Below are 21,283 nucleotides of genomic sequence, written 5' to 3'. Positions count from 1 at the left end.
TTGCCCCGCCTCCGGCGGGGCGGGTCGGGGCCCTGTGACCCCGATTCTTCCCTCCTCCGCTCAGTCGCTGCGCTCCTTCCCTCCGTCGGTCCAGAATCGGGGGCGGGCCCCGACCACGAACGCAGACCATCCGGAATAGACATAAGGTGCATGCTGTCGTGCACCCGGACCGACCTGAGGAGGCTCACAGCACTGTAAGTGCTCGAAGGTCACCAATCCATGGACGGCCGACCGCACATCTCACATAAACGGGTCGCGCACCGTTGCCCGGTGCGCGACCCGTGAATCTCCATCCGGCGCGGAGCCGGCCTGTTCAGTCCGGCTTGCCGCCGGTTTCCGGCTCCGCCGAGCCGGCCTCACCCGACGAGCCCAGCAGTTCCTCGAGGGAGGCGCGGCCGATCCGCCGGAAAGCCCGCCGCGGCCGTGCCTGCTCCAGGGTGGCCACCTCGAGCGAACCGACCCCGAGGGTGCGCTTGTCCTTGTCCGCGCCCTCGCTGGACTGCAACGCCTCGACCGCGACCCGGATCGCGCCGGCCAGGTCCAGACCCGGCCGGTAGGACTCCTTGAGCGCGCTGACGATGGGCTCGGTGGTACCGCCCATCACCACGTACTCACGCTCGTCGACGATCGATCCGTCGAAGGTGATCCGGTACAGGACCGATTCGGGCTCCTGCTCCGGATAGCTGACCTCGGCGACGCAGATCTCCACCTCGTAGGGTTTGAGCTGATCGGTGAAGATCGAGCCCAGCGCCTGGGCGTAGGCGTTGGCCAGCGCCCGGCCGGAGACATCGCGGCGATCGTATTGATAGCCGCGCAGGTCGGCCTGCAGGATGCCGCCCCGGCGCAGATTCTCGAATTCGTTGTACTTGCCGACGGCGGCGAAACCGGTCCGGTCGTAGAGTTCGCTGACCTTGTGCAGGGTCGCCGACGGGTTCTCCGCCACGAACACCACACCCTCGTCGTAGGCGAGCACCACGACACTGCGGCCCCGGGCGATACCTTTGCGCGCGAGCTCGGTCTTGTCGCGCATGATCTGCTCGGCGGACGCATACAGCGGCAGGGTCATGCCCGGGCGCTCCCTTCCTCTGCGGCCTGACGGTCGGCGGCGATACCGCGCGCGATCTCCTCGAGCCGGGATTCGGCCACCTCGACGGCGCCCTCGTCGTCGATCAGGATCGCGGTCGGGTAGATCCCGCGCAGCAGGTCGGGCCCGCCGGTCGCGGTATCGTCGTCGGCCGCGTCCACCAGGGCCTCCACCGCGATACGCAGCGCGCGGTCGGCGTCGATCCCCTTGGAGTACAGCTTCTTCAGCGAGGTCCGCGCGAACATGGAGCCGGAGCCGACGGCGGTGAATCCGAACCGCTCCTCGCTGCGCCCGCCGACCACGTCGTAGGAGACGATGCGCCCGGCCCGGTCCGGATCGGTGGCCTGCTGGTCGTAGCCGACCAGCAGCGGCACCACCGCGAGGCCCTGCATGGCGGCCGGCAGGTTGTCGCGCACCATCTTCGACAGTTTGTTGGCCTTGCCGTCGAAGGTGAGGGAAACGCCTTCGATCTTCTCGTAGTGCTCGAGTTCCACCGCGAACAGGCGGACCAGTTCGATGGCCATGCCCACGGTGCCGGCGATACCCGTCGCCGAGTAGGTATCGGTGATATGGACCTTCTCCACATCGCGGCCCGCCAGCAGATTGCCCTGGGTGGAGCGCCGGTCGCCGGCGATCAGGACACCGCCCCGATAGGACACCGCGACCACGGTGGTGCCGTGCGGTGCGATATCCCCCGTGGCACCGCCGCCGGGGTTTCCGGCGGCGGTGGGCTGGCTCAGGGCGTCGAATCCGCTCCCCGGCAGGAGATCCGGTGCGTGTTGACGCAGATGTTCGGAAAAGGACGAGAGGGCGTACCCCAGTTGGAGACGCAAGGGGTCACCTGCGGTCACTGGCCACCTTTCTGCACGTAGGCACGAACGAAGTCTTCGGCGTTCTCTTCGAGCACATCGTCGATCTCGTCGAGCAGGTCGTCGGCGTCCTCCGCCAGCTTCTCGCGCCGTTCCTGACCCGCGGCGTCTACGCCGTCGACGCCTTCGTCGTCGTCGCCGCCCCCGGCGCGTTTGGTGTGCTCTTGTGCCATCGCAGCCGACCTCCTCTGTTTCCACCGACCGGCCGCGCTCGCGTACCGGACGAATCGTGAGCACTCCTGTGCTCGTTCTTCAACACTACCCAGCCGGGACGACACGTAGTCGGATTACGTCCCACCCCGGTGGTCACGACCGCCCGGGGCATATCCGGTGAACACTCAGGTGGTGAGCTGTCGCACCAGGTCAGCAGCGGTATCGACCCCGTCGAGCAGTTTCCCGACGTGCGCTTTGGTCCCGCGTCGGGGCTCCAGGGTGGGAATACGGACCAGCGAATCGCCACCCAGGTCGAAGATCACCGAGTCCCAGCTCGCGGCGGCGATATCGGCGCCGAAGCGGCGCAGGCATTCGCCCCGGAAGTAGGCCCGGGTATCGGTGGGTGGTTTGGTCATGGCGTCGAGCACCTGCTGTTCGGTGACCAGCCGTTTCATGGAACCGCGCGCCACCAGCCGGTTGTACAGACCCTTGTCCAGACGCACATCCGAGTACTGCAGATCCATCAGATGCAGTTTCGGCGCCGCCCAGCCCAGACCCTCGCGGCTGCGCATGCCCTCGAGCAGGCGCAGTTTGGCCGGCCAGTCCAGCAGGTCGGCACATTCCATCGGATCGCGCTCCAGCAGATCCAGCACCATCGACCAGTTGTCGAGCACATCACGCACCCGCTCGTCGTCGTTGCCCTGCTCCTCGACGAACTTGGCGACCCGTTCGTGATACAGCCGCTGGATCGCCAGCCCGGTGAGTTCGCGGCCGTCGGCCAGGGCGACCGTGGCGCGGAGCGTGGGATCGTGGCTGATGGTGTGGACCGCCGTGACCGGGCGGGCCAGTTGCAGATCGGACAGATCGGCACCGGATTCGATCAGGTCCAGCACCAGCGCGGTCGTGCCGACCTTCAGATAGGTCGACATCTCGGCCAGATTGGCGTCCCCGATGATGACGTGCAGCCGGCGATACTTGTCGGCGTCGGCGTGCGGTTCGTCGCGGGTGTTGATGATGCCGCGTTTGAGCGTGGTCTCCAGCCCCACCTCGACCTCGATGTAGTCCGAGCGCTGCGAGAGCTGGTAGCCCGCGTTGTCGCCGGACTGCCCGATCCCGACCCGGCCGGACCCGCAGATCACCTGCCGGGAGACGAAGAACGGCGTGAGCCCGAGAATCACCGCGTTGAACGGGGTTTCGCGGCTCATCAGATAGTTCTCGTGGGTGCCGTAGGAGGCGCCCTTGCCGTCGACATTGTTCTTGTAGAGCTGCATCCGGGGCGCACCGGGCACGCTGGACGCGTGCCGAGCGGCCGCCTCCATCACCCGTTCACCGGCCTTGTCCCAGATCACCGCGTCCAACGGATCGGTGACCTCGGGCGCGGAGTACTCCGGGTGCGCGTGGTCGACGTAGAGGCGGGCGCCGTTGGTGAGGATCATATTCGCCGCGCCGACCTCGTCGGCATCGATCACCGGCGCCGGACCGTTCATCCGGCTCAGGTCGAAGCCGCGGGCATCACGCAGTGGCGACTCGACCTCGTAGTCCCATCGGGTGCGCTTGGCGCGCGGCACCCCCTCCGCCGCGGCGTAGGCCAGAACCGCCTGGGTAGAGGTGAGGATCGGGTTGGCCGACGGCTCGGTGGGCGTGGAGATCCCGTATTCGACCTCGATACCGATGATGCGCTGCATGGGTTCGAGCGTAGGCGACGGACGGCGAATCATCCGTCGAGTAGTACTTCCGGCCGATGCCGTGGCGCAGCCCGCGACCACATGCTCTGACCATGACCCGCACCGTCACCGACCCACTCGCCCCCGGACCGAACCCGCCACGCCCGGCCCGGCTCGCGGCACTGGATGTGCTGCGCGGAATCGCCATCCTGGGCACGCTGGGCACGAATGTCTGGATCCTGACCGACCCCGAGGGCCTGAGCGGATATCTGCACCGGATCTCGATCTCCCCCACCGACGGCTGGATGTGGGCCGAGAAGGTGTTGCAGCAGTTGGCCCAGGGCAAATTCCTGGGCCTGCTCACGGTGATGTTCGGAATCGGCCTGGCCATCCAGCAGAGCTCGGCCCGCCGGGCCGGGCGCCCCTGGCCGGGCGGATACCCCTGGCGCGCCGCCCTGCTGTTCCTCGACGGCCTGCTCAATTTCCTCCTGATTGCCGAATTCGATGTGCTCATGGGGTACGCCGTGACGGCGGCGATCGTCGCGTTTCTGCTCACGCGCGGTGGGCGGGCCCAGGGCCGGTGGCTCTACGCGATGCTCGGCGTGCATCTCACCCTGATCGCGCTGTACGTCGTCTCGCTGGTGGTGGCGGCGCCGGCCGCACCACGGGCGCGGGCGCCGCTGTCGCCGAATCCGTACGCCGACGGTTCGTTCTGGGATCTGGTGCTGTTCCGCGCCGAGCACGCCCTGGCGTTCCGCGCCGAAGCGATCGTCATCCTGCCGCTGTCCATCGTGCTGTTCCTGGTGGGCGCCCGCCTGTTCCACGCCGGTGTGTTCCTGCCCGAGGGGGCGCGCCTGCGGCGCCTGCTCCTGCTCCTGGGTTTCGGTGTGGCCGCGCCGATCGATCTGCTGGCCGGCCTGGCCGGCGGCGGCGACTTCGTACTGATCACCCGTTATCTGGTGGCGCCGGTGGTCGCGCTGGGCGTCCTGGCACTGGTCGCCGAATTCTACGTGCGCCGCCCCCACACCGGTTTCGCCGGACGCCGGCTGAGCGAGATCGGCCGGGCCGCGCTGAGCTGCTACATCCTGCAGAATCTGGTGGCGTCGATCCTGTGCTACGGCTGGGGGTTCGGGCTGGCCGCACGGTTCGCCCCGGAGGCCCGGGTGCCTTTCACGGTCGCCGTCTACGTGACGGTGTGCGCGGTGATCGCGCTGTTCGCGCACTGCTGGCTGCGCCGGTTCGAACGCGGTCCGGTGGAGTGGCTGTGGCATTCGAGCTATCGGCTCCTGAATCGGGCATAGCCGCCGCGCTGCGCTGATACGCCCGCCACAGTGAGCAGACACACCCGGTCGCGGTACCGCCGCGCGGCCGGGTAGCTGCCACCATTGACCCGGCCGTACCGGCAGATGCCCGGCCCGTCTATCCGGGCCGGGCGCGCAGCTTCGACGGAGGACGCGATGGGGACCGACAGCACCGGCGACGAACCGGGCGCACACGCCGTACCGGACGACACGGGAGACACCGACACCCGCGCCCGGGTGCGCCGTCGCATCCGTATCTGGGCCGGCCCGATCGTGGTGGTGACGCTGCTGATGGCCCTGCTGTCCACGATGTATCTGGGCTATGTCGTCAACCCGGAGAAGAACCTGCACGATTTCCCGATCGCGCTGGTGAACCAGGACGACGGCGATATCCGCGACGGACAGCAGATCGATATCGGTGACCAGATCACCGCGGCGCTCACCGAGCGCATCCCGGCCGACAAGGTGGATCTGCGGGTCACCGGCATCGGCGAGGCCCAGCGTCTGCTCGACAACGGCGAGGTCTACGGGGCGATCATCCTGCCCAGCGATCTGTCCAAACGGCTGTCGATCCTGGGTGCCGGCAGTGTGGTGCCCGGCGATATCCAGCAGCCGGTGATCACCGTGGTGACCAATCCGCGTACCGGGACCTTCGCCACCCAGATCACCCAGATCATCGCCCGGCAGGCGCTCACGCAGGTGAACGCCGAGGTCGGCAAACAACTCACCGCGACGGTCGACCGCGAAGTGAGCTCCGGCCCCGGCGGCGGCACCCAGGTCTCCGGCGCGTCCCGGCTGATGCTGGCCGAGCCGATAAATGTGCTCATCGAGCAGTACCGGCCGCTGCCGGACGGGACCGGCCAGGGGCTGTCCGCGTTCTTCTACACCCTGCTGGTGGTGCTGGCCGGTTTCACCGGTGCCATGATCGTGCACACCATGATCGATTCGGCGCTCGGTTTCGTTCCCACCGAATACGGGCCGTGGTTCGTACACCATCCGACCTCCCCGCATTCCCGGGTCCGCACCCTGCTGCTGAAGTGGGGGGTGATGGCCGTGGTGGCGCCGGTCGCCTCCGGGTTGTTCGTCGGTATCGCCACCCTGCTGGACGTTCCGCTCGAACACGGCCTGGCGCTGTTCCTCTTCGGCACGCTGGCGATCCTCGCGGTCGGGGTCACGGCGCTGTCGGTGCTCGCGGTGTTCGGGTCTGCGGGTCTGCTGATCAACCTGATCCTGTTCATCGTGCTCGGCCTGCCCTCCGCCGGCGCCACCATCCCGCTGGAGGCCACCCCGCACTACATGGCCTGGCTGGCCGCCTTCGAACCGATGCACCAGATCTACCTGGGTATCCGCGCCATCCTGTACTTCGACGCCCACGGCAATCCCGGACTGGCGCGCGGGGTCGGGATGAGCCTGGTCGGGCTGGGAATCGGCCTGGTCCTCGGTCTCGTCTTCACGATCCTCTACGACCGCAAGGGCCTGGACCGCCGCAGCGACCGCTGAACCGCGGCGCGGACCGCCCGGCGCGGGCCGGACTGCGCAAGATCGGTCAAGCGCACCGGGTATCCGACCCGACAGACTCTACGGGTGAGCAACCGACGGGACCGACTGCGAGAACTACTGGACGCCGTTCTCGACGAAGACAACACCACGCTCGGGCAGATGGCCGCCGGTGCGTACTCCTCGCGGTACCACTTCGCCCGGCAGTTCAGTCGCGGTACCGGCGAGTCGCCGGTGGGTCTGCGGCGGCGGGTGCTGCTGGAGCGCGCGTGCTGGCAGCTGGGCGGCGGCGCGGCGGTCACCGAGGTGGCCTTCGCCGCGGGGTACGACACGGTGGAGGGGTTCAGCAGGGCGTTCACCCGCGCGTTCGGTCATCCACCGAGCGCGACCCCGCCGCTGACGGGCCGGACACCGCGCTGGCTGCCCGCGGCGAACGGCATCCATTTCCATCCGCCCATGTCGCTGTGGGTGGAGGGAGAACCGAGAGGACGATCCGATATGGACCCGACCGCCCTGCTGCTGCACCACGACCTCGAGGACACCGCCCTGCTGCTGAAAGCGGCCACGGGATTGACCGAGGAGCAGTACCGGCGCGCCCGGGGCAGCAGCGGGACCGTCCTGCCCTGGGACGGCCCCGAGGATTCGGTCGCGGCGGTACTGCACCATCTGATCCGCAGCAAGGAGTGCTGGCTGGCCTCGATCGAGGGCGCCGACACTCCGGTGGCCGGCGGCGACGATCCGGCCGCGCTCGCGGCTCGCCTCGACGAGGTGGGGCCCCGGTGGCTGGATACCGTCCGCGAGATCGATCGGCGCGGCGGCTGGGGCGACACCCTGATCGATGCCCTGTGCGAGCCCCCGGAGAGTTTCGTTCTCGGCAGCGTGATCGCGCATGTGCTCACCTACTCCGCGTATCGCCGCCAGCTGGTGCGGTACTGGATACGCGACACATCACCCGATGATCCCGTCGGCTGGGGCGACCCGATCGACTGGCTGCGAAGGAGAGAGTGAATGACCACCCCGGCGACCGGCCCCCGGACCGTCTACTACACGGCGACCAGCCTCGACGGCTTCATCGCCACCCCCGAGCACTCCCTGGACTGGCTGCTGTCCCGGGAGGCCGACAACGACAACGGCCCCATGGCCATGACCGAGTTCATGGCCGGGGTCGGCGCGATCGTGATGGGCGCCAACACCTATCAGTGGCTGCTCGACAACGAGGCGGCGCAACCCTGGCCCTACGAGGTCCCGACCTGGGTCTGCACCCATCGTGAGTTCCCCCCGCGTATCGACGGCGATGTGCGCTTCACCCAGGACCCGATCGAGCTCGTGCACAAGTCGATGACCGCGGCGGCGGCCGGGAAGAACCTGTGGGTCGTCGGCGGCGGCGAACTCGCGGGACAGTTCGCCGACCGCGGTGTGCTCGACGAGGTGATCGTGTCGATCGCTCCGGTGACCCTGGGCGCGGGCGCGCCGCTGCTGCCGCGCCGGCTGGAGCTGCGGGTCGACGAGGTGGCGGGCAATGGGGAATTCGCCTGCGTGCGCTACACGGTCGTCGCGCCGAACGGATGATTCGGCGAGGTGCGGTCGGGCAGGAACGACCGCACCGGTCCGCCATCCGTGACTGGGCCGGCCGGGTGAGCGGGACGGTGCCGGTCGAGTTCGGGTCTGCGGGTCGGAACGGGCCTTCAACACGCACCGACCCGCACGGCCGGAACGGAGGCGAAGGGTTCGCCTACCCCGAGGAAACCGACGACGTCCAGGAAGCGAAGGCGCTGGGGTTGCGGGTCTGCAGCAGCACCCGTCCGGGGCCCACGAAGTCGAACACCAGGCCTTCCCCGGATTTGAGCGACTGCAGGGAGCGACCGGAGACCGCGCGCCGGATGGTGAATTGGATCGACAGATCGTAGGCGACCACGTGTCCGGTATCGATGGTGACCGGCTCGCCGGGCGCCAGATCGATGACATCGATGGCCCCGAATACACCGACCACGACTTCGCCCTGGCCCGAGGCGCGCAGCCCGAAGCCGCCCTCACCGCCGAACAGGTTGGCGAATCCGCCCCATTTGCTCTCCACCCGGACGCCGGTCGAATTGGCGATCCAGCCCCCGCGGCTGATGAAATACGGCCGGTCCGGGGCGATCTGGAGGGCCAGCATATCCCCGGGTAGCGACGGCGCCACATCCACCCAGCCGCCCTGCTGCGGCGCGGTGAAGGTGGATACGAAGAACGATTCGCCCGAGAGCATCGACCGCTTCAGGCCGGCCAGGATGCCGCCCTCGGCCTTGGCCTCCAGACTCACCCCGGCCGAATGCGCCACCATGGCGCCGGATTCCACGCGGACCGGCTCACCACCCGCCAGGACACAGCGGGCCACCGTCGACGACGGATTGTGCCGCAGTTCAACTTTCATGAGCCGACACTACCGCCACCGAGGTGGTGACCGTACGGTACCGGTGGCTGTCCGTACCGGTACCGCACGCACGCTTCCGGGTCGGGCACGGTAGGCGATAACCTGCGTTTTCCGCACCGAAAGCCGGCCGCCGCAGCGTTCCAGCGCGCACCGAGGTCGGACCCGGCCGCGCTACGCTCCGGCAACCGCCGGGGACTCAGCCCAGCGAATCCAGCGCATCCGCATCGCGGGCTACGACCGCACGCCCGGCGGTGAACACAAGCGGACGCTGGATGAGCCGGGGATGCTCGGCGAGCGCCTCGATCCAGCGTTCCCGGTCCGCCTCGGTCCGTCCCCACTCGGCCATTCCCAGGTCCTTCGCGATGTCCTCACCGGTGCGGGTGATATCCCACGGTTGCGCATCGAGCCGGTCGAGCGCCGTGCGGATCTCCGCGGCGGTGGGCGGATCGTCGAGGTATCGGCGGACCGAGTACTCGATTCCGGCGGCATCCAGATGCGCCAAGGCGGCCCGGCTCTTACTGCAGCGCGGGTTGTGCCAGATCTCGGTTTCCGGAGTGCTCATGGCTGTGAGCGTAGCCCGCTACAGGTGCATCCATTCCGGCCACACCTGCGACCACGGCCGCCGCGGCTGCGCGCATTTCCACAGGGTGACGTCGCGGGTGTTGCCCAGGAAGCCGAGCCGGGTGTCGACGTGGCCGATCGGTTCGAGTGTCGCGAACTGCGCGCGCAACAGATCCTCGTCGCCGCCCACACACACCAGGGTGGTGGCCGATTCGGCCGGCGCGCCGAAATATCCGAACCCGCGCGAGGGGCTGTGCACCTGCGGCAACTCCGTCCGCGCCAGCTGATCCAAGGCGCCCGCCTGCCAGTAGCTTTCCGTGATCACCGCCGATCGGTCCCGCTCCGCGGCGGGCAGCGAACGGTAGGCCGTCACCACCGCGTCCGCCAGTTCGATCCAGCCGAATTCGCCGTACAGCCCGATGTTCAACGCGGCCTCGGTATCGTTCGCGGGCGGGGCGATCGCGTCGGGGTCCTGCCAGGGCGTGGACCCGGCGATCAGGGCGAGCGATACCGCCACCAGCACCGCGCCCGAGCCGAGGAGCACCCGGCGGCGCCGTACCGGCTCGACCCGCCGCACCGCCGCCAGCAGACCGACCGCGCCGGCCGCGAACACCACTCCGTACATTCCGGCCAGGTAGTAAACACGGCCGCCGGAGAGCAGGAACACCGCGAGCAGCAGCACCGTGGTGGCGCCCAGGAAGCGGTACGGACGCAGCGGCTCGTGGCACAGCAGTGCCCAGAGGCCGTAGCACAGCAGCACCGCGCCCAGCGCTCCCGCGAGCAGGACGGCCAGGGGCACGAAGGCCACCGGGCCGCCGGAGTACTGCTGTTCCGCGCGCACCACCGCGCCCAGGCCCAGCTGCGGCCAGCCGTGCCGAGCCTGCCAGAACAGAGAAGGGACCGATACCAGCAGCACGATCAACCCACCCGCCCACAGCACCGGCCGCCGTACCAGGTCCCGGGGGCCGAAGACCAGGGAACTCGCCACCACCGCGAGCCAGAAGAACGGGATCAGCCATTTGACCTGCATATCCAGTGCGGTGACCGCGGTGGCGGCCAGCAGCAGCGCGTCGCGGCGGGTGCGGACCCAGCGCACCACCAGCCAGGTGATCAGGACCCACAGCGCGGAGTCGATCGCGTTGGTGGACAGGTTCTTGGCCTGCATGAGCAGAAACGGTGAGGTCGCGTAGCCCACGGCGGTGAGAACCTGGGCGCCGCGACCGCCCCCGAGTTCCCGTGCGATCAGGGCGGCGACCACGATCGCGACCACGGTCAGAACGATCGCGGGCAGGCGCAGGGCCACCAGCGAACCCGGCGCGACGGCATTCCCCAGCGCCGCGAGCAGGGGCAGCACCGGCCCCTGATCGGCGTAACCGAACGACAGCCGCCGTCCCGCGGCCAGGAAGTACAGTTCGTCGCCGAAATAGCCGTAGCGGGTCGCCGAGAGCACCAGCACGACGGCGGCCACGGCGGCCACCCCGAGGACAGGAACGGTCGCGAAGGACCGGTCGGTCGGTGTGTCCGGCCGCGGCGGGGCGGAATCGGTCATCGTGGTCACGGGATACTCCTGGGCTTCGTGAACCTGGCCCTCGGAACATATCCGCGACGCCGCCGCCCCGGCGTCCACCGATCGGTGGAATCCAGGGGGGCGAGACCGCACGCGCGGCGTACCCGCGGTACGACCACAGGTGGACCCCGGCGACGACCGAGGCCGCGCCCCAGCGGGGCGCGGCCTCGGTGATTCGTGCCGGTTACAGGTACTGGCCGGTGTTCGACTCGGTGTCGATCGCCCGGCTGGCACTGGCGTTCTTCCCGGTGACCAGCGTGCGGATGTAGACGATCCGCTCGCCCTTCTTCCCCGAGATACGGGCCCAGTCATCCGGATTCGTGGTGTTGGGCAGGTCCTCGTTCTCGGAGAACTCGTCCACGATCGAATCGTAGAGATGCTGTATCCGCAGACCCGGGTTACCGGTGTCGAGCACCGCCTTGATGGCGTACTTCTTGGACCGGTCCACGATGTTCTGGATCATGGCACCGGAGTTGAAGTCCTTGAAGTACAGGACCTCCTTGTCGCCGTTGGCGTAGGTGACCTCCAGGAAGCGGTTGTCCTCGCTCTCGGCGTACATCCGGTCCACCACCCGCTCGATCATCGCGCGGACGCAGGCCACCTTGTCGCCCTTGAACTCCTCCAGATCGTCGGCGTGCAGCGGCAGCCCCTCGGTGAGGTACTTCGAGAAGATGTCCTGCGCCGATTCGGCGTCCGGCCGCTCGATCTTGATCTTCACGTCCAGCCGGCCGGGCCGCAGGATCGCGGGATCGATCATGTCCTCGCGGTTGGAGGCGCCGATGACGATGACGTTCTCCAGCCCTTCCACACCGTCGATCTCGCTCAGCAGCTGCGGCACCACGGTGGTCTCCACATCCGAGGAGACACCGGAACCGCGGGTGCGGAAGATCGAGTCCATCTCGTCGAAGAACACGATCACCGGCGTGCCTTCCGAGGCCTTCTCCCGGGCCCGCTGGAAGATGATCCGGATATGGCGTTCGGTCTCGCCGACGAACTTGTTCAGCAGCTCGGGGCCCTTGATGTTCAGGAAGTAGGACTTCGCTTCCTTGGCATCCTCGCCCCGCGCCTCCGCGATCTTCTTGGCCAGCGAGTTCGCCACCGCCTTGGCGATCAGCGTTTTACCGCAGCCGGGCGGACCGTAGAGCAGCACACCCTTGGGCGGGCGCAGCGCGTACTCGCGGAACAGATCCTTGTGCAGGAACGGCAGCTCCACGGCGTCGCGGATCTGCTCGATCTGGCGGCCGAGACCACCGATGTCCTCGTATCCGACATCGGGGACCTCTTCCAGGACCAGATCCTCGACCTCGGCCTTGGGGATGCGTTCGAACGCGAACCCGGCCTTCGTATCGACCAGCAGGGAGTCACCGGGCCGCAGCTTGCGGATCGGCGAGTCCGGATCCTCCAGATCGTCGGCGTCGGCCAGTTTGGCCAGGGGGCCGGACAGCCAGACCACCCGCTCCTCGTCGGCATGCCCGACGACCAGCGCGCGGCGTCCTCCGTCGAGGATCTCCCGCAGTGTGCCGATCTCCCCGATCGCGTCGAACATCCCGGCCTCGACCACCGTCAGCGCCTCGTTGAGACGGACGGTCTGGCCGTAGGCCAGGGTCGTGGTGTCGATGTTCGGCGAGCAGGTCAATCGCATCTTGCGGCCGGAGGTGAACACGTCGACGGTCTGATCCTCGTACACACCGATCAGAATCCCGTAACCGCTGGGCGGCTGACCGAGCCGGTCGACCTCCTCACGCAACGCGACGAGTTGCTGTCGCGCTTCCTTCAGGGTATCCATCAACTTGGTGTTGCGAATGGTCAGCGAATCGATACGGGCTTCCAATTCCCGTGTGCGATCCGGTGAGTCGGCGAGTTGCCTCCGGAGTGCAGCCGCTTCGGCGCGTACTGCCTCGAGTTCTCTCCAGGCCGCCGAATCCGAATTCTCGATGGGGCTCATGTGCTGCTCCTCCCAGTCCCGGTCTATCAACGCTACCGGGCGCGGCCCGTTTGCGCTGTCCGACACGATTTCGTCGTGATCACATCTGGTCCGCGGCCATCTGCAGGTCACACCATGTTAGCCTCCCCTAACCCAACTATGGTGGGCATGCTCACCGACTAGCCGAAAGGTTGCCAGATATGCAACTTCCCGCACGGACACGGCGATTGTCCCGCGTCGCGGCGGCTACCGCCGCGGCCGCCGCCCTGGCGCTGGGGCTCACGGCCTGCGGGTCCGACGACGACGGCGACACCGCCGCCGCCAGCAGTGTCGCGGCCACCACCAGCGCCGCGGCGCACGACCACGGGGACGACCACGGCGATACCGCGGCCGCGCCCACCGCGCAGAGCCTACAGTCCAACCTCGAGCAGATCACAAACCCGGATGTCCCGGTGGACGAGAAGGTGGAACTGATCGACGACGGCGAGCACCGGCGGGGCCTGCTGGAGCAGCTCAACGCCGCCCTGCAGACCTATCGCGGAATCACCTTCCAGGTCGGCGAGGTCACCGTGGACGGTGAGACCGCCACCGGGCAGACCACCATCACCAGCCCCTCCGGTCAGAGCGCACCGCCCATGCCGCTGACCTGGGAGCACGAGGACGGCACCTGGAAACTGTCCGATGCGAGCGCCTGCGTCCTGTTCGGATTCGCGCAGATCCCCTGCTCCCCCGCCTGACCACCCCGGACCCGCGGGACCACGGAGAGCCGGTGATCCGGCCCCCCATGGTCCCGCGGGCGCCCGTCTCAGCCCTTCGACGGCCGGCGCTGCGGTTTCGGGGTGACCACTCCTTCGGCCAGCCGTCGCGCGCTCACCAGGAAGGCCGTATGGCCCTGCATCCGATGCTCGGGCCGCACCGCCAGCCCCACCACGTGCCAGCCGCGCACCATCGACTCCCAGGACCGCGGTTCGGTCCAGCACTGCTGTTCCCGCAGGGCTTCCACCAGCCGGGAGAGCTGGGTCACCGTCGCGACGTAGACGATCAGCACCCCGCCGGGCACGATGGCCCGCGATACGGCCGGTAACGCGTCCCAGGGCGCCAGCATGTCCAGCACCGCGCGGTCCACCCGCTCCCCCGCGTAATCGGCCACATCGCCGACGGTGAGCTGCCAGTTCGCAGGGCGCTCGCCGAAGAAGCGCTCCACATTGCGGACGGCGTGCTCGGCGTGGTCCTCACGGATCTCATACGAAACGACCGCCCCGTCGGGCCCCACCGCGCGCAGCAAAGAACAGGTCAGCGCGCCCGACCCCGCCCCAGCCTCCAGCACCCGGGCGCCGGGGAACATATCGCCCTCGTGCACGATCTGCGCGGCGTCCTTGGGGTAGATCACCGCCGCCCCGCGCGGCATGGACATCACGTAATCGGTCAGCAGCGGGCGCAGGGCCAGATACGGCGTGCCGTTGTTGGAATGCGCGAGGGTGCCCTCGTCGGCGCCGATCAGGTCGTCGTGGGCGATGGCGCCGCGGTGGGTGTGAAACTGTTTACCCGGTTCCAGCAACACCGTGTACAGCCTGCCCTTGGCGTCGGTCAGCTGCACGCGGTCGCCGACGACGAATGGCCCGGTCCGTCTGGCCGTCATGGATCTCCGTTCCCGATGAGTACTGCGCCCGGCCGATCACCGGGCGCGGCACCGTGTCGGTGCCGCCGGATAGCCTGCCAGGTATGTCAGCGCCACCGAGCACGCCCCCGGCCGGTTCCGGCCTCGAATCGGCACCCGCCGCCGCCCGGCCGGCGTTGTCCCCTTCGCGCGCAGCCGATTTCAAGCAGTGCCCGCTGAAGTACCGGCTCCGCACCATCGATCGCGTCCCGGAGCCGCCGAGCCGCCAGGCGGTGCGCGGCACGGTCGTGCACGCCGTCCTCGAAGACCTCTACGCCTTGCCCGCAGCCGACCGCGATCCCGACCACGCGACCGCGCTGGCCGAGCCCGCCTGGACCCGGGTGCTGACCGAACGGCCCGAGGCGGCCGAACTCCTCGCCGCCGGCCTCGATGTCGCGCGCTTCCTCGACGAGGTCCGTGCCCTGGTACGCACCTACTACCGGCTCGAGGACCCCCGCCGCTTCGAACCCGAATCCTGCGAGACCCGGCTCGAGGTCCAGCTGCCCGACGGCGCCCCGCTGCGCGGTTTCGTGGACCGGATCGATGTGGCGTCCACCGGGGAGCTGCGGGTGGTCGACTACAAGACCGGCCGGGCGCCGGGCCCCACCCAGGAGACGCGGGCGCTGTTCCAGTTGAAGTTCTACGCGCTGATGCTGCTGCGCACCCGCGGTGTGGTGCCCACCCAGCTCCGGTTGATCTACCTGGCCGATGCCGAACTGCTCACCTACACCCCCGACGAGGACGAACTACTCCGCTTCGAACGCACCCTCACCGCCCTGTGGGACGCCGTCCGCGCGGCGGGCCGTACCGGAGATTTTCCGCCGAATCCGAGTTGGCTGTGTGATTACTGCGCCTACAAAAGCCTGTGCCCGGCATTCGACGGAACACCCCCGCCGTACCCCGGCTGGCCCGCGGACGACGAATCCCCGGCCGAATCCTTCGCCGAATCGGTATCGGAATGAGACTGTGTTCACTGTCCCGCCGCCGGCGGCGACCTGGGCACTCGTGACCCCGGTTCTCCACTCCGTCGATCCCGAACCCGGACGGGCCCGGCCACTGATGCCGAGCATCGACAGCCGAGATTTCTCACCGCCGATGTAGAAAAGACACGAGCGCGTCCGTCGTATGAGGGAGAGGAGTAGCGGACTCCTCCGCGATGAAAGGATGCGGACATGCACTACCTGGCGCTGATGTTCGGACGCGAGGACGACGCGGCCCTCGGTCCCGGCACTCCCGAATTCGCCGCAGAGGTTGAGCGCTACGCCGAATTCGAGGCCCGAGCGGGCCGCGCGGTCGCCGGCGGGCACGCGCTGTCTCCCTCGGTCCCGGCAGTTCACATACGACGGCCGAACGACCGGACTCTCGTATCCACCGGCCCGTTTCCCGAGCAAGCCGAGGTGGTCGGCGGTTTCTACGTCTTCGACTGCGCGAATCTCGACGAGGCCATCCGCCTCGCCCGCCGACTGCCCGCGGCAGAGCAAGGCACGGTGGAGGTGCGGCCGATGGTGCAGTGGGAGGCGCCGACGAAGCTCGGTGCGGACGGCTGGCTCGCGCTGCTGTGGGAGAAGCCCGACGCGGTGATCGCGCCCGACACGCCCGAGTGGACGGCGGCCGCCGTCGAGCACGAACGGTTCGCCGAAAAGGTGGGTGCGGCCATACGAGGCGGAGGGGCGGTGCACCCGCCCGCCACCGCCACCACCGTGCGGGTGCGCCAGGGCGAATTGGTGCTCAGCGATGGGCCGTTCGCCGAATCCGCAGAGATCGTCGACGGACTGTACATCCTGGCCGCCCCAAGCGCCGAGCAGACCACCGACTACGCGGCGCAGATTCCGATCAGCTCCACCGGCCGCACCGAGGTCCGCCGGATCGTGGACCTCGACGACTGACGCGATGGGCTCGGCCGATTATCTCGACGACGTGTACAGGGCCGAATTCGGCCGGGCCCTCGCCACCATTGCGCGCCTGGTCGGCGATATCGGTTCGGCCGAGGACGCGGTCCAGGACGCGTTCGCCGAGGCACTGCGCGCCTGGCCCGTCTCCGGTCCGCCCGCCAATCCGGGCGCCTGGATCACCACCGTGGCCCGGAACCGCGCCCTGGATCGGCTCCGGCGCGATGCGAACCGGGCGGCAAAAGAACACACCGCGAGCCGCGAGGCCGCGCCGGCCGAGGAACCCGAGGTGTCACCGATCCCGGACGATCAGCTGAGGATGATCTTCACCTGCTGTCATCCCGCCCTATCTCCCGAATCACGGGTCGCGCTGACCCTACGGCTGGTTTGCGGGCTGCGGACCGGGGAGATCGCCCGAGCCTTCCTGCAGCCCGAACACACAGTGGCGCAGCGGTTGAGCCGGGCCAAAGCGAAGATCCGACAGGCCGGAATTCCGCTGGGCGTGCCGTCCGCACCTCTGCTCGGCGAACGACTCCCGGCAGTGCTGTCGTGCATCTACCTGGTGTTCAGCGAGGGCTATTTCGCGACGTCGGGAGACTCGGCGGTGCGGGATGAGCTGTGCGAGGAGGCACTTCGACTGGGTCGGCTGCTGTGCGGGCTGCTGCCGGACGAACCGGAGCCTCGCGCCCTGCTCGCGCTGATGCTGTTGAACGACAGCCGCCGGGCGCAACGGCGGTCGGAATCCGGGGAGCTGGTGCCGCTGGAGGAACAAGACCGATCCCGTTGGGATCGAGCGAAGATCGAAGCGGGCCTGAGGTGTCTGGTTTCGGCGTCCGAACAGAGCGGCAGCGGCCCATATCTGGCGCAAGCGCGGATCGCGGGCGCACACGCGATCTGCCCTCATTTCGCCGGCACCGACTGGGAGGCGGTGGTGCGCGCCTACGATGAATTGCTGCGCTACACGACCTCCCCCGCGATCCTGGTGAATCGCGCAGTCGCCGTAGGCTTCCGGCACGGCTTCGAACAAGGTTTGGCAGCTCTGGACGAGATCGCCGACCACCCCCGCCTGGCCGGAACGAACCAGGTCGCGGCCGCCCGCGCCGACCTGCTCCGCCGGGCCGGACGCTCCGCCGAGGCCGCGGCGTACTACCGCTCGACCCTCGACCGGACCGCCAATGACCAGGTGCGAGACTTCCTGCGTCGCCGCCTCGACGAAGTCACGACACTCCAGGAGCGCAGTTCGGAATGAACCTCGAGATCGCCTTACGCTGCTTCCCCGCCTGTTCGGCAATGTCGTAGGTGATGCGGTGGCGACCGCCGAACCGTCGAGCACGAAAGCGTGTCGCACGAGCCGGGCGGCTCGAACTATTTCGGGACCCCATGGACGGTCGAACACACATCGCCCTGCCGGCGCCGAGGGCCAGAACTCGGCGCCGGAGGCGAGCCGGGTTGTGACGGCCTGTCAGAAGGCGCGGCAGGAGCGGATATCGGTGGCCAGGATGGCCCGGGCGCCCAGTTCTGCCAGTTGATCCATCAGCTCGTTGCCCTTCTTCCGCGGGACCAGCGCCCGGACCGCCACCCAGCCGGGGTCGGCCAGGGGGGCGACCGTCGGGGATTCCAGGCCCGGGGTGAGCTCGGCGGCGCGTTCCAGCAGGTTCTTCGGGCAGTCGTAGTCGAGCATCAGATACTGCTGAGCGAACACCACGCCCTTGACCCTGGCGATCAGCTGGTTACGCGCCCGGTCACGCTGGTCGGAGCCGGCCCGCTCGATCAGCACGGCCTCGGAATCGCACAGCGATTCGCCGAAGGCGACGAGATTGTGCTGGCGCAGGGTCCGGCCGGACCCGACCACATCGGCGATCGCGTCGGCCACGCCGAGCTGGATGGAGATCTCCACGGCCCCGTCGAGCCGGATCACCTCGGCCTCGATCCCGCGGCGGGAAAGATCGGCCAGCACCAGGTTGGGGTAGGAGGTGGCGATCCGCTTGTCCTGCAGATCCTCGACCTTCCAGTCCTGGCCCTGCGGGGCGGCATAGCGGAAGGTCGAACCGCCGAATCCGAGCGAGAGTCGTTCGTGCACGGGTGCACCCGAGTCCAGCGACAGATCGCGACCGGTGATCCCCAGATCGAGCTCGCCGGATCCGACATAGATGGCGATGTCCTTGGGCCGGAGGAAGAAGAACTCCACCTGATTGGCCGGATCGAGCACGGTGAGATCGCGGGAATCGGTGCGTTTGCGGTAGCCGGCCTCGGTGAGAATGGCGACCGCGGATTCGGAGAGTGCGCCCTTGTTGGGCACTGCGACGCGTAGCATGGTGGTCCTTTCGGTCGGGGGGACGGTCGGGGCGTCTACAGATGTCGGTAGACGTCCTCCAGCCGCAGCCCGCGGCCCACCATCAGAACCTGCACCCAGTAGAGGAGCTGGGAGATCTCCTCGGCGAGCGCCTCGTCGCCCTCGTGTTCGGCGGCCAGCCAGACCTCACCGGCCTCCTCCAGCACCTTCTTGCCCTGGGTATGGACGCCCGCGTCCAGCGCGGCGACGGTACCCGACCCGGCGGGACGGGTGGCTGCGCGATCCTGGAGCTCGGCGAACAGGGCCTCGAAAGTCTTCACGGCAGGTCATTGTTTCAGACCACCGCCGCGCGACTCCGCCCGAGTGGCGCCACTGTGTCGTGGCACCCACCCGGGCGAGCACGCGCGTACCGCTCACGGCTGTGTCCAGTGCGCATGCGCGAGGGCCTTCCGTGGTCACTGCGCTACCGCCTCCGGGCCCGGCTCGCTCACGCTGGGTCCTTGCGCATGAGCGAGGGCCCTGCGTGGTCACACTGCGCTACCACCTCCGGGCCCGACCCCGCTCACGCTCCGGCGAGCAGGGCCTCCAGTTCGGCGACGGCGGTGCGCAGCTGCGCCGCGAACGCGTGCATCTCGTCGGCGACGGCCGCCGGGGTGGCCAGATACAGATTCCACCGATCGGGCAGCAGCACGTAGGCGATACCGATGCACTTCGGGCTGGTGGACCCGAAACCGAAGTAGCTGATGTTCACCGACGGCGCGGAGCTGGTGCTCAGATAGTCGTCGCGCAGGACGGTCCAGCCGGGGCTGGAGTACAGCGGGATCGGGTCGGTGACGCCCAGTTCGGCGCCGCGGCGCCGCTGGATCCATTCGAGTTCCCACAGATGCTGTTCCGGCGCCGCACCCGACTGGCACTGCTTCGCCCGTTCCACATGCGCGGCGGCGGCGGCCCGGGCGGCGGCCAGTTTCGCGGCGGGCTCGGCCGCCGGGTCCGTCAGGGTGTCGGCGAAGGTCACCATCTCCGGGGTCACCACTCGCATCGCCTCGGTACGGCCGTTGCGGTACTGCCGGGTGGCGATGGATTCGTAGGTGGCGCCGGTGAGGCCCTTGCTGCGCCGATGCGCGAGCTGGTAGCTCAGCTGCGCGAACGCGTCCGGGGAGATGCCGAGCTGTTTGGCCCGGGCGGTGCCGAAATCGGGGAACGAGACGATTGTGGTGGCATTGTCGGCGGCGTACTGCGCGAACGCCGCCCCGGCAGCGACCACCTCCGCCTGCTGCTCCGCGTCGAGCCGGAACTCGATCTGCTCGGCCGGCGGCAGCCCCTGCCCCCGTGCGCCGGACCGCTGGAGATGTTCGCCGACGGGAGTCTCCAGCAGGGTGTCGACGAAGGACAGGATGGTGGTGCCGTCCAAGCCGCAGTGCTCGACATTGATGCCGGCCCGGCCGTCGGCGAAGACGATGAACGAGACCGATTTGTCGAACCACCGGTTGGCGCTGTCACCGTGCAGCAGGGTGTCGGCGGCGTGCAGGTCGTCGCGGGGGGCGAAATCCTCGAGGCAGACGGCGAACAGCGCCGTTTCGACCGTGTCGAACGCCTCGGCATTGTGCGGATCGGTCAGCAGCCGGGCGCGGGCGCGCGCCCAGTCGGCACGCGGCGCGGTGGTCAGCTGTCCGACGGAGGTCCCGGCCGGGGCCGGCTCGGTGGCCGATTTCAGGATCGCGCGCAGACCCGCGATCACATCCTCGAAGGCGTACGGGTCGCCCTCGGGTCCGATGACGTCCAGCCGGAACATGGCCCCGCGGTGCAGTACGAGGATGTGCCGGGCGGTCGACGGCCCGGGTTCGGCGTCGCTGTAGGGCACCCGCACGGTGTCCTGCTCGAGGCCGGGAATCCGGGTCTCGGAGAACAGGTACTTGTTCTGCCACATGGACAGACGCTGCCCGCGCTGGGTGACCGGCGGGATCTCCTCCCGGTCCAGGGCCAGCTTGTAGTCGACCGCCGCGGCGACCAGCGCGGCGGCGCGCTCGGCCTGGTCGGCCGCGGTGGAACCCGCCAGGGCCGTATCGTCGCGGAACAGGAAGAAGAAGTTGGCGTTCAGCGCGATCCGGTCCCGGCGGCCCAGGTAGCGCGAGGGCCAGAACCGGTCGAGCCAGCTGCCCACGCCCGGGGTCTCGTCGTATTCGCGCAGCGCGTCGTGCAGCACGCGGCCGGGTCCGTCGGGGCGCAGCAGATCGGCCACGGCCGCCTCGGTGGCGGCGAGCTGCTCGGCGTCCAGCAGCGGTGTGCACCACTGGACGAAACGCGCGCAGCTGTCCTCGAGGGTGGGCAACGGGACCCTCGGGAGCTGGTCCTCGGCGGCGAAGGTGGGTTCGGTCAAGTCGTTCTCCGGTTCGGTCGTCGGTCGTCGGGTTGCA

Annotated in this window: 20 protein-coding genes; 8 read left to right on the top strand and 12 right to left on the bottom strand. The window is 68.8% G+C overall.

What is annotated here, in order from left to right:
• Positions 1-313: 313 nt before the first annotated feature.
• From prcA to dop, 4 genes are all read right to left on the bottom strand, one after another.
• Positions 314-1,066 (bottom strand): proteasome subunit alpha, encoded by a 753-nt coding sequence (gene prcA / locus ABZV91_RS05330; RefSeq protein ID WP_039825234.1) that lies wholly within the window; start codon positions 1,064-1,066, stop codon positions 314-316.
• The gene (gene prcB / locus ABZV91_RS05325; protein WP_355235722.1) at positions 1,063-1,935 is read right to left on the bottom strand and encodes a proteasome subunit beta; all 873 of its coding nucleotides are present in this window, start codon (positions 1,933-1,935) and stop codon (positions 1,063-1,065) included. Before prcB ends, prcA begins: the two co-directional genes overlap by 4 nt.
• Positions 1,932-2,126, bottom strand: coding sequence for a ubiquitin-like protein Pup (locus ABZV91_RS05320; RefSeq protein WP_355235719.1), 195 nt, complete (start codon positions 2,124-2,126; stop codon positions 1,932-1,934). Before ABZV91_RS05320 ends, prcB begins: the two co-directional genes overlap by 4 nt.
• Before the next feature lie 165 nt (positions 2,127-2,291).
• Positions 2,292-3,791, bottom strand: a complete 1,500-nt coding sequence (gene dop, locus ABZV91_RS05315) for a depupylase/deamidase Dop (protein WP_030521324.1) — start codon at positions 3,789-3,791, stop codon at positions 2,292-2,294.
• A 92-nt stretch (positions 3,792-3,883) separates the two neighbouring features.
• Here dop and ABZV91_RS05310 point away from each other — a divergent pair, with 92 nt between their 5' ends.
• The 4 genes from ABZV91_RS05310 (at position 3,884) to ABZV91_RS05295 (ending at position 8,137) form a co-directional block, all read left to right on the top strand.
• Positions 3,884-5,071 (top strand): DUF418 domain-containing protein, encoded by a 1,188-nt coding sequence (locus ABZV91_RS05310; RefSeq protein WP_355235716.1) that lies wholly within the window; start codon positions 3,884-3,886, stop codon positions 5,069-5,071.
• A 156-nt stretch (positions 5,072-5,227) separates the two neighbouring features.
• Positions 5,228-6,571, top strand: coding sequence for a DUF3533 domain-containing protein (locus tag ABZV91_RS05305; protein WP_355235713.1), 1,344 nt, complete (start codon positions 5,228-5,230; stop codon positions 6,569-6,571).
• 84 nt (positions 6,572-6,655) lie between these two features.
• Positions 6,656-7,576 (top strand): helix-turn-helix domain-containing protein, encoded by a 921-nt coding sequence (locus ABZV91_RS05300; protein ID WP_355235710.1) that lies wholly within the window; start codon positions 6,656-6,658, stop codon positions 7,574-7,576.
• Entirely contained in the window at positions 7,577-8,137 is a 561-nt protein-coding gene (locus tag ABZV91_RS05295; RefSeq protein WP_355235707.1) for a dihydrofolate reductase family protein, read from the top strand.
• 163 nt (positions 8,138-8,300) lie between these two features.
• On the opposite strand, the gene ABZV91_RS05290 is transcribed toward ABZV91_RS05295, so the two are convergent.
• From ABZV91_RS05290 to arc, 4 genes are all read right to left on the bottom strand, one after another.
• Complete coding sequence (locus tag ABZV91_RS05290; protein WP_355235704.1) at positions 8,301-8,978, bottom strand: TIGR00266 family protein; 678 nt, start codon at positions 8,976-8,978, stop codon at positions 8,301-8,303.
• 196 nt (positions 8,979-9,174) lie between these two features.
• On the bottom strand, positions 9,175-9,540 hold the full coding sequence (locus ABZV91_RS05285) for an arsenate reductase family protein (RefSeq protein WP_355235702.1): 366 nt from the start codon (positions 9,538-9,540) through the stop codon (positions 9,175-9,177).
• Positions 9,541-9,558: 18 nt separating this feature from the next.
• Positions 9,559-11,088, bottom strand: coding sequence for a glycosyltransferase family 39 protein (locus ABZV91_RS05280; RefSeq protein ID WP_355235807.1), 1,530 nt, complete (start codon positions 11,086-11,088; stop codon positions 9,559-9,561).
• Between the two features lie 202 nt (positions 11,089-11,290).
• Positions 11,291-13,051 (bottom strand): proteasome ATPase, encoded by a 1,761-nt coding sequence (gene arc, locus ABZV91_RS05275; protein ID WP_355235699.1) that lies wholly within the window; start codon positions 13,049-13,051, stop codon positions 11,291-11,293.
• Between the two features lie 179 nt (positions 13,052-13,230).
• Between arc and ABZV91_RS05270 the strand changes: the two genes are divergently transcribed.
• The gene (locus ABZV91_RS05270) at positions 13,231-13,767 is read left to right on the top strand and encodes a hypothetical protein (protein WP_355235696.1); all 537 of its coding nucleotides are present in this window, start codon (positions 13,231-13,233) and stop codon (positions 13,765-13,767) included.
• Between the two features lie 68 nt (positions 13,768-13,835).
• Here ABZV91_RS05270 and ABZV91_RS05265 read toward each other — a convergent pair whose 3' ends face one another.
• Positions 13,836-14,669: a tRNA (adenine-N1)-methyltransferase gene (locus ABZV91_RS05265; RefSeq protein WP_355235694.1), complete on the bottom strand. Its 834-nt coding sequence runs from the start codon at positions 14,667-14,669 to the stop codon at positions 13,836-13,838.
• Positions 14,670-14,752: 83 nt separating this feature from the next.
• Here ABZV91_RS05265 and ABZV91_RS05260 point away from each other — a divergent pair, with 83 nt between their 5' ends.
• The 3 genes from ABZV91_RS05260 to ABZV91_RS05250 all read left to right on the top strand — a co-directional run bounded on the left by ABZV91_RS05260 (position 14,753) and on the right by ABZV91_RS05250 (position 17,825).
• Positions 14,753-15,649, top strand: a complete 897-nt coding sequence (locus ABZV91_RS05260) for a RecB family exonuclease (protein ID WP_355235691.1) — start codon at positions 14,753-14,755, stop codon at positions 15,647-15,649.
• A 210-nt stretch (positions 15,650-15,859) separates the two neighbouring features.
• Positions 15,860-16,573, top strand: coding sequence for a YciI family protein (locus ABZV91_RS05255; RefSeq protein ID WP_355235688.1), 714 nt, complete (start codon positions 15,860-15,862; stop codon positions 16,571-16,573).
• A gap of 4 nt (positions 16,574-16,577) precedes the next feature.
• A complete protein-coding gene (locus tag ABZV91_RS05250) occupies positions 16,578-17,825 on the top strand; it encodes a sigma-70 family RNA polymerase sigma factor (RefSeq protein WP_355235685.1) in 1,248 nt (415 codons plus the stop codon).
• Positions 17,826-18,038: 213 nt separating this feature from the next.
• Here ABZV91_RS05250 and hisG read toward each other — a convergent pair whose 3' ends face one another.
• The 3 genes from hisG to ABZV91_RS05235 form a co-directional block, all read right to left on the bottom strand.
• Complete coding sequence (gene hisG, locus ABZV91_RS05245) at positions 18,039-18,890, bottom strand: ATP phosphoribosyltransferase (RefSeq protein WP_355235682.1); 852 nt, start codon at positions 18,888-18,890, stop codon at positions 18,039-18,041.
• A gap of 35 nt (positions 18,891-18,925) precedes the next feature.
• Complete coding sequence (locus ABZV91_RS05240) at positions 18,926-19,189, bottom strand: phosphoribosyl-ATP diphosphatase (RefSeq protein ID WP_030521337.1); 264 nt, start codon at positions 19,187-19,189, stop codon at positions 18,926-18,928.
• 242 nt (positions 19,190-19,431) lie between these two features.
• Positions 19,432-21,246, bottom strand: a complete 1,815-nt coding sequence (locus ABZV91_RS05235; RefSeq protein WP_355235679.1) for a choline/carnitine O-acyltransferase — start codon at positions 21,244-21,246, stop codon at positions 19,432-19,434.
• Positions 21,247-21,283 lie beyond the last annotated feature (37 nt).

Source organism: Nocardia sp. NPDC004568 (genome assembly GCF_040609955.1).
Classification (GTDB): Bacteria; Actinomycetota; Actinomycetes; order Mycobacteriales; family Mycobacteriaceae; genus Nocardia.
Note: the sequence above shows the minus strand (reverse complement) of the source record. Positions and strands in the feature narration are given on the sequence as shown.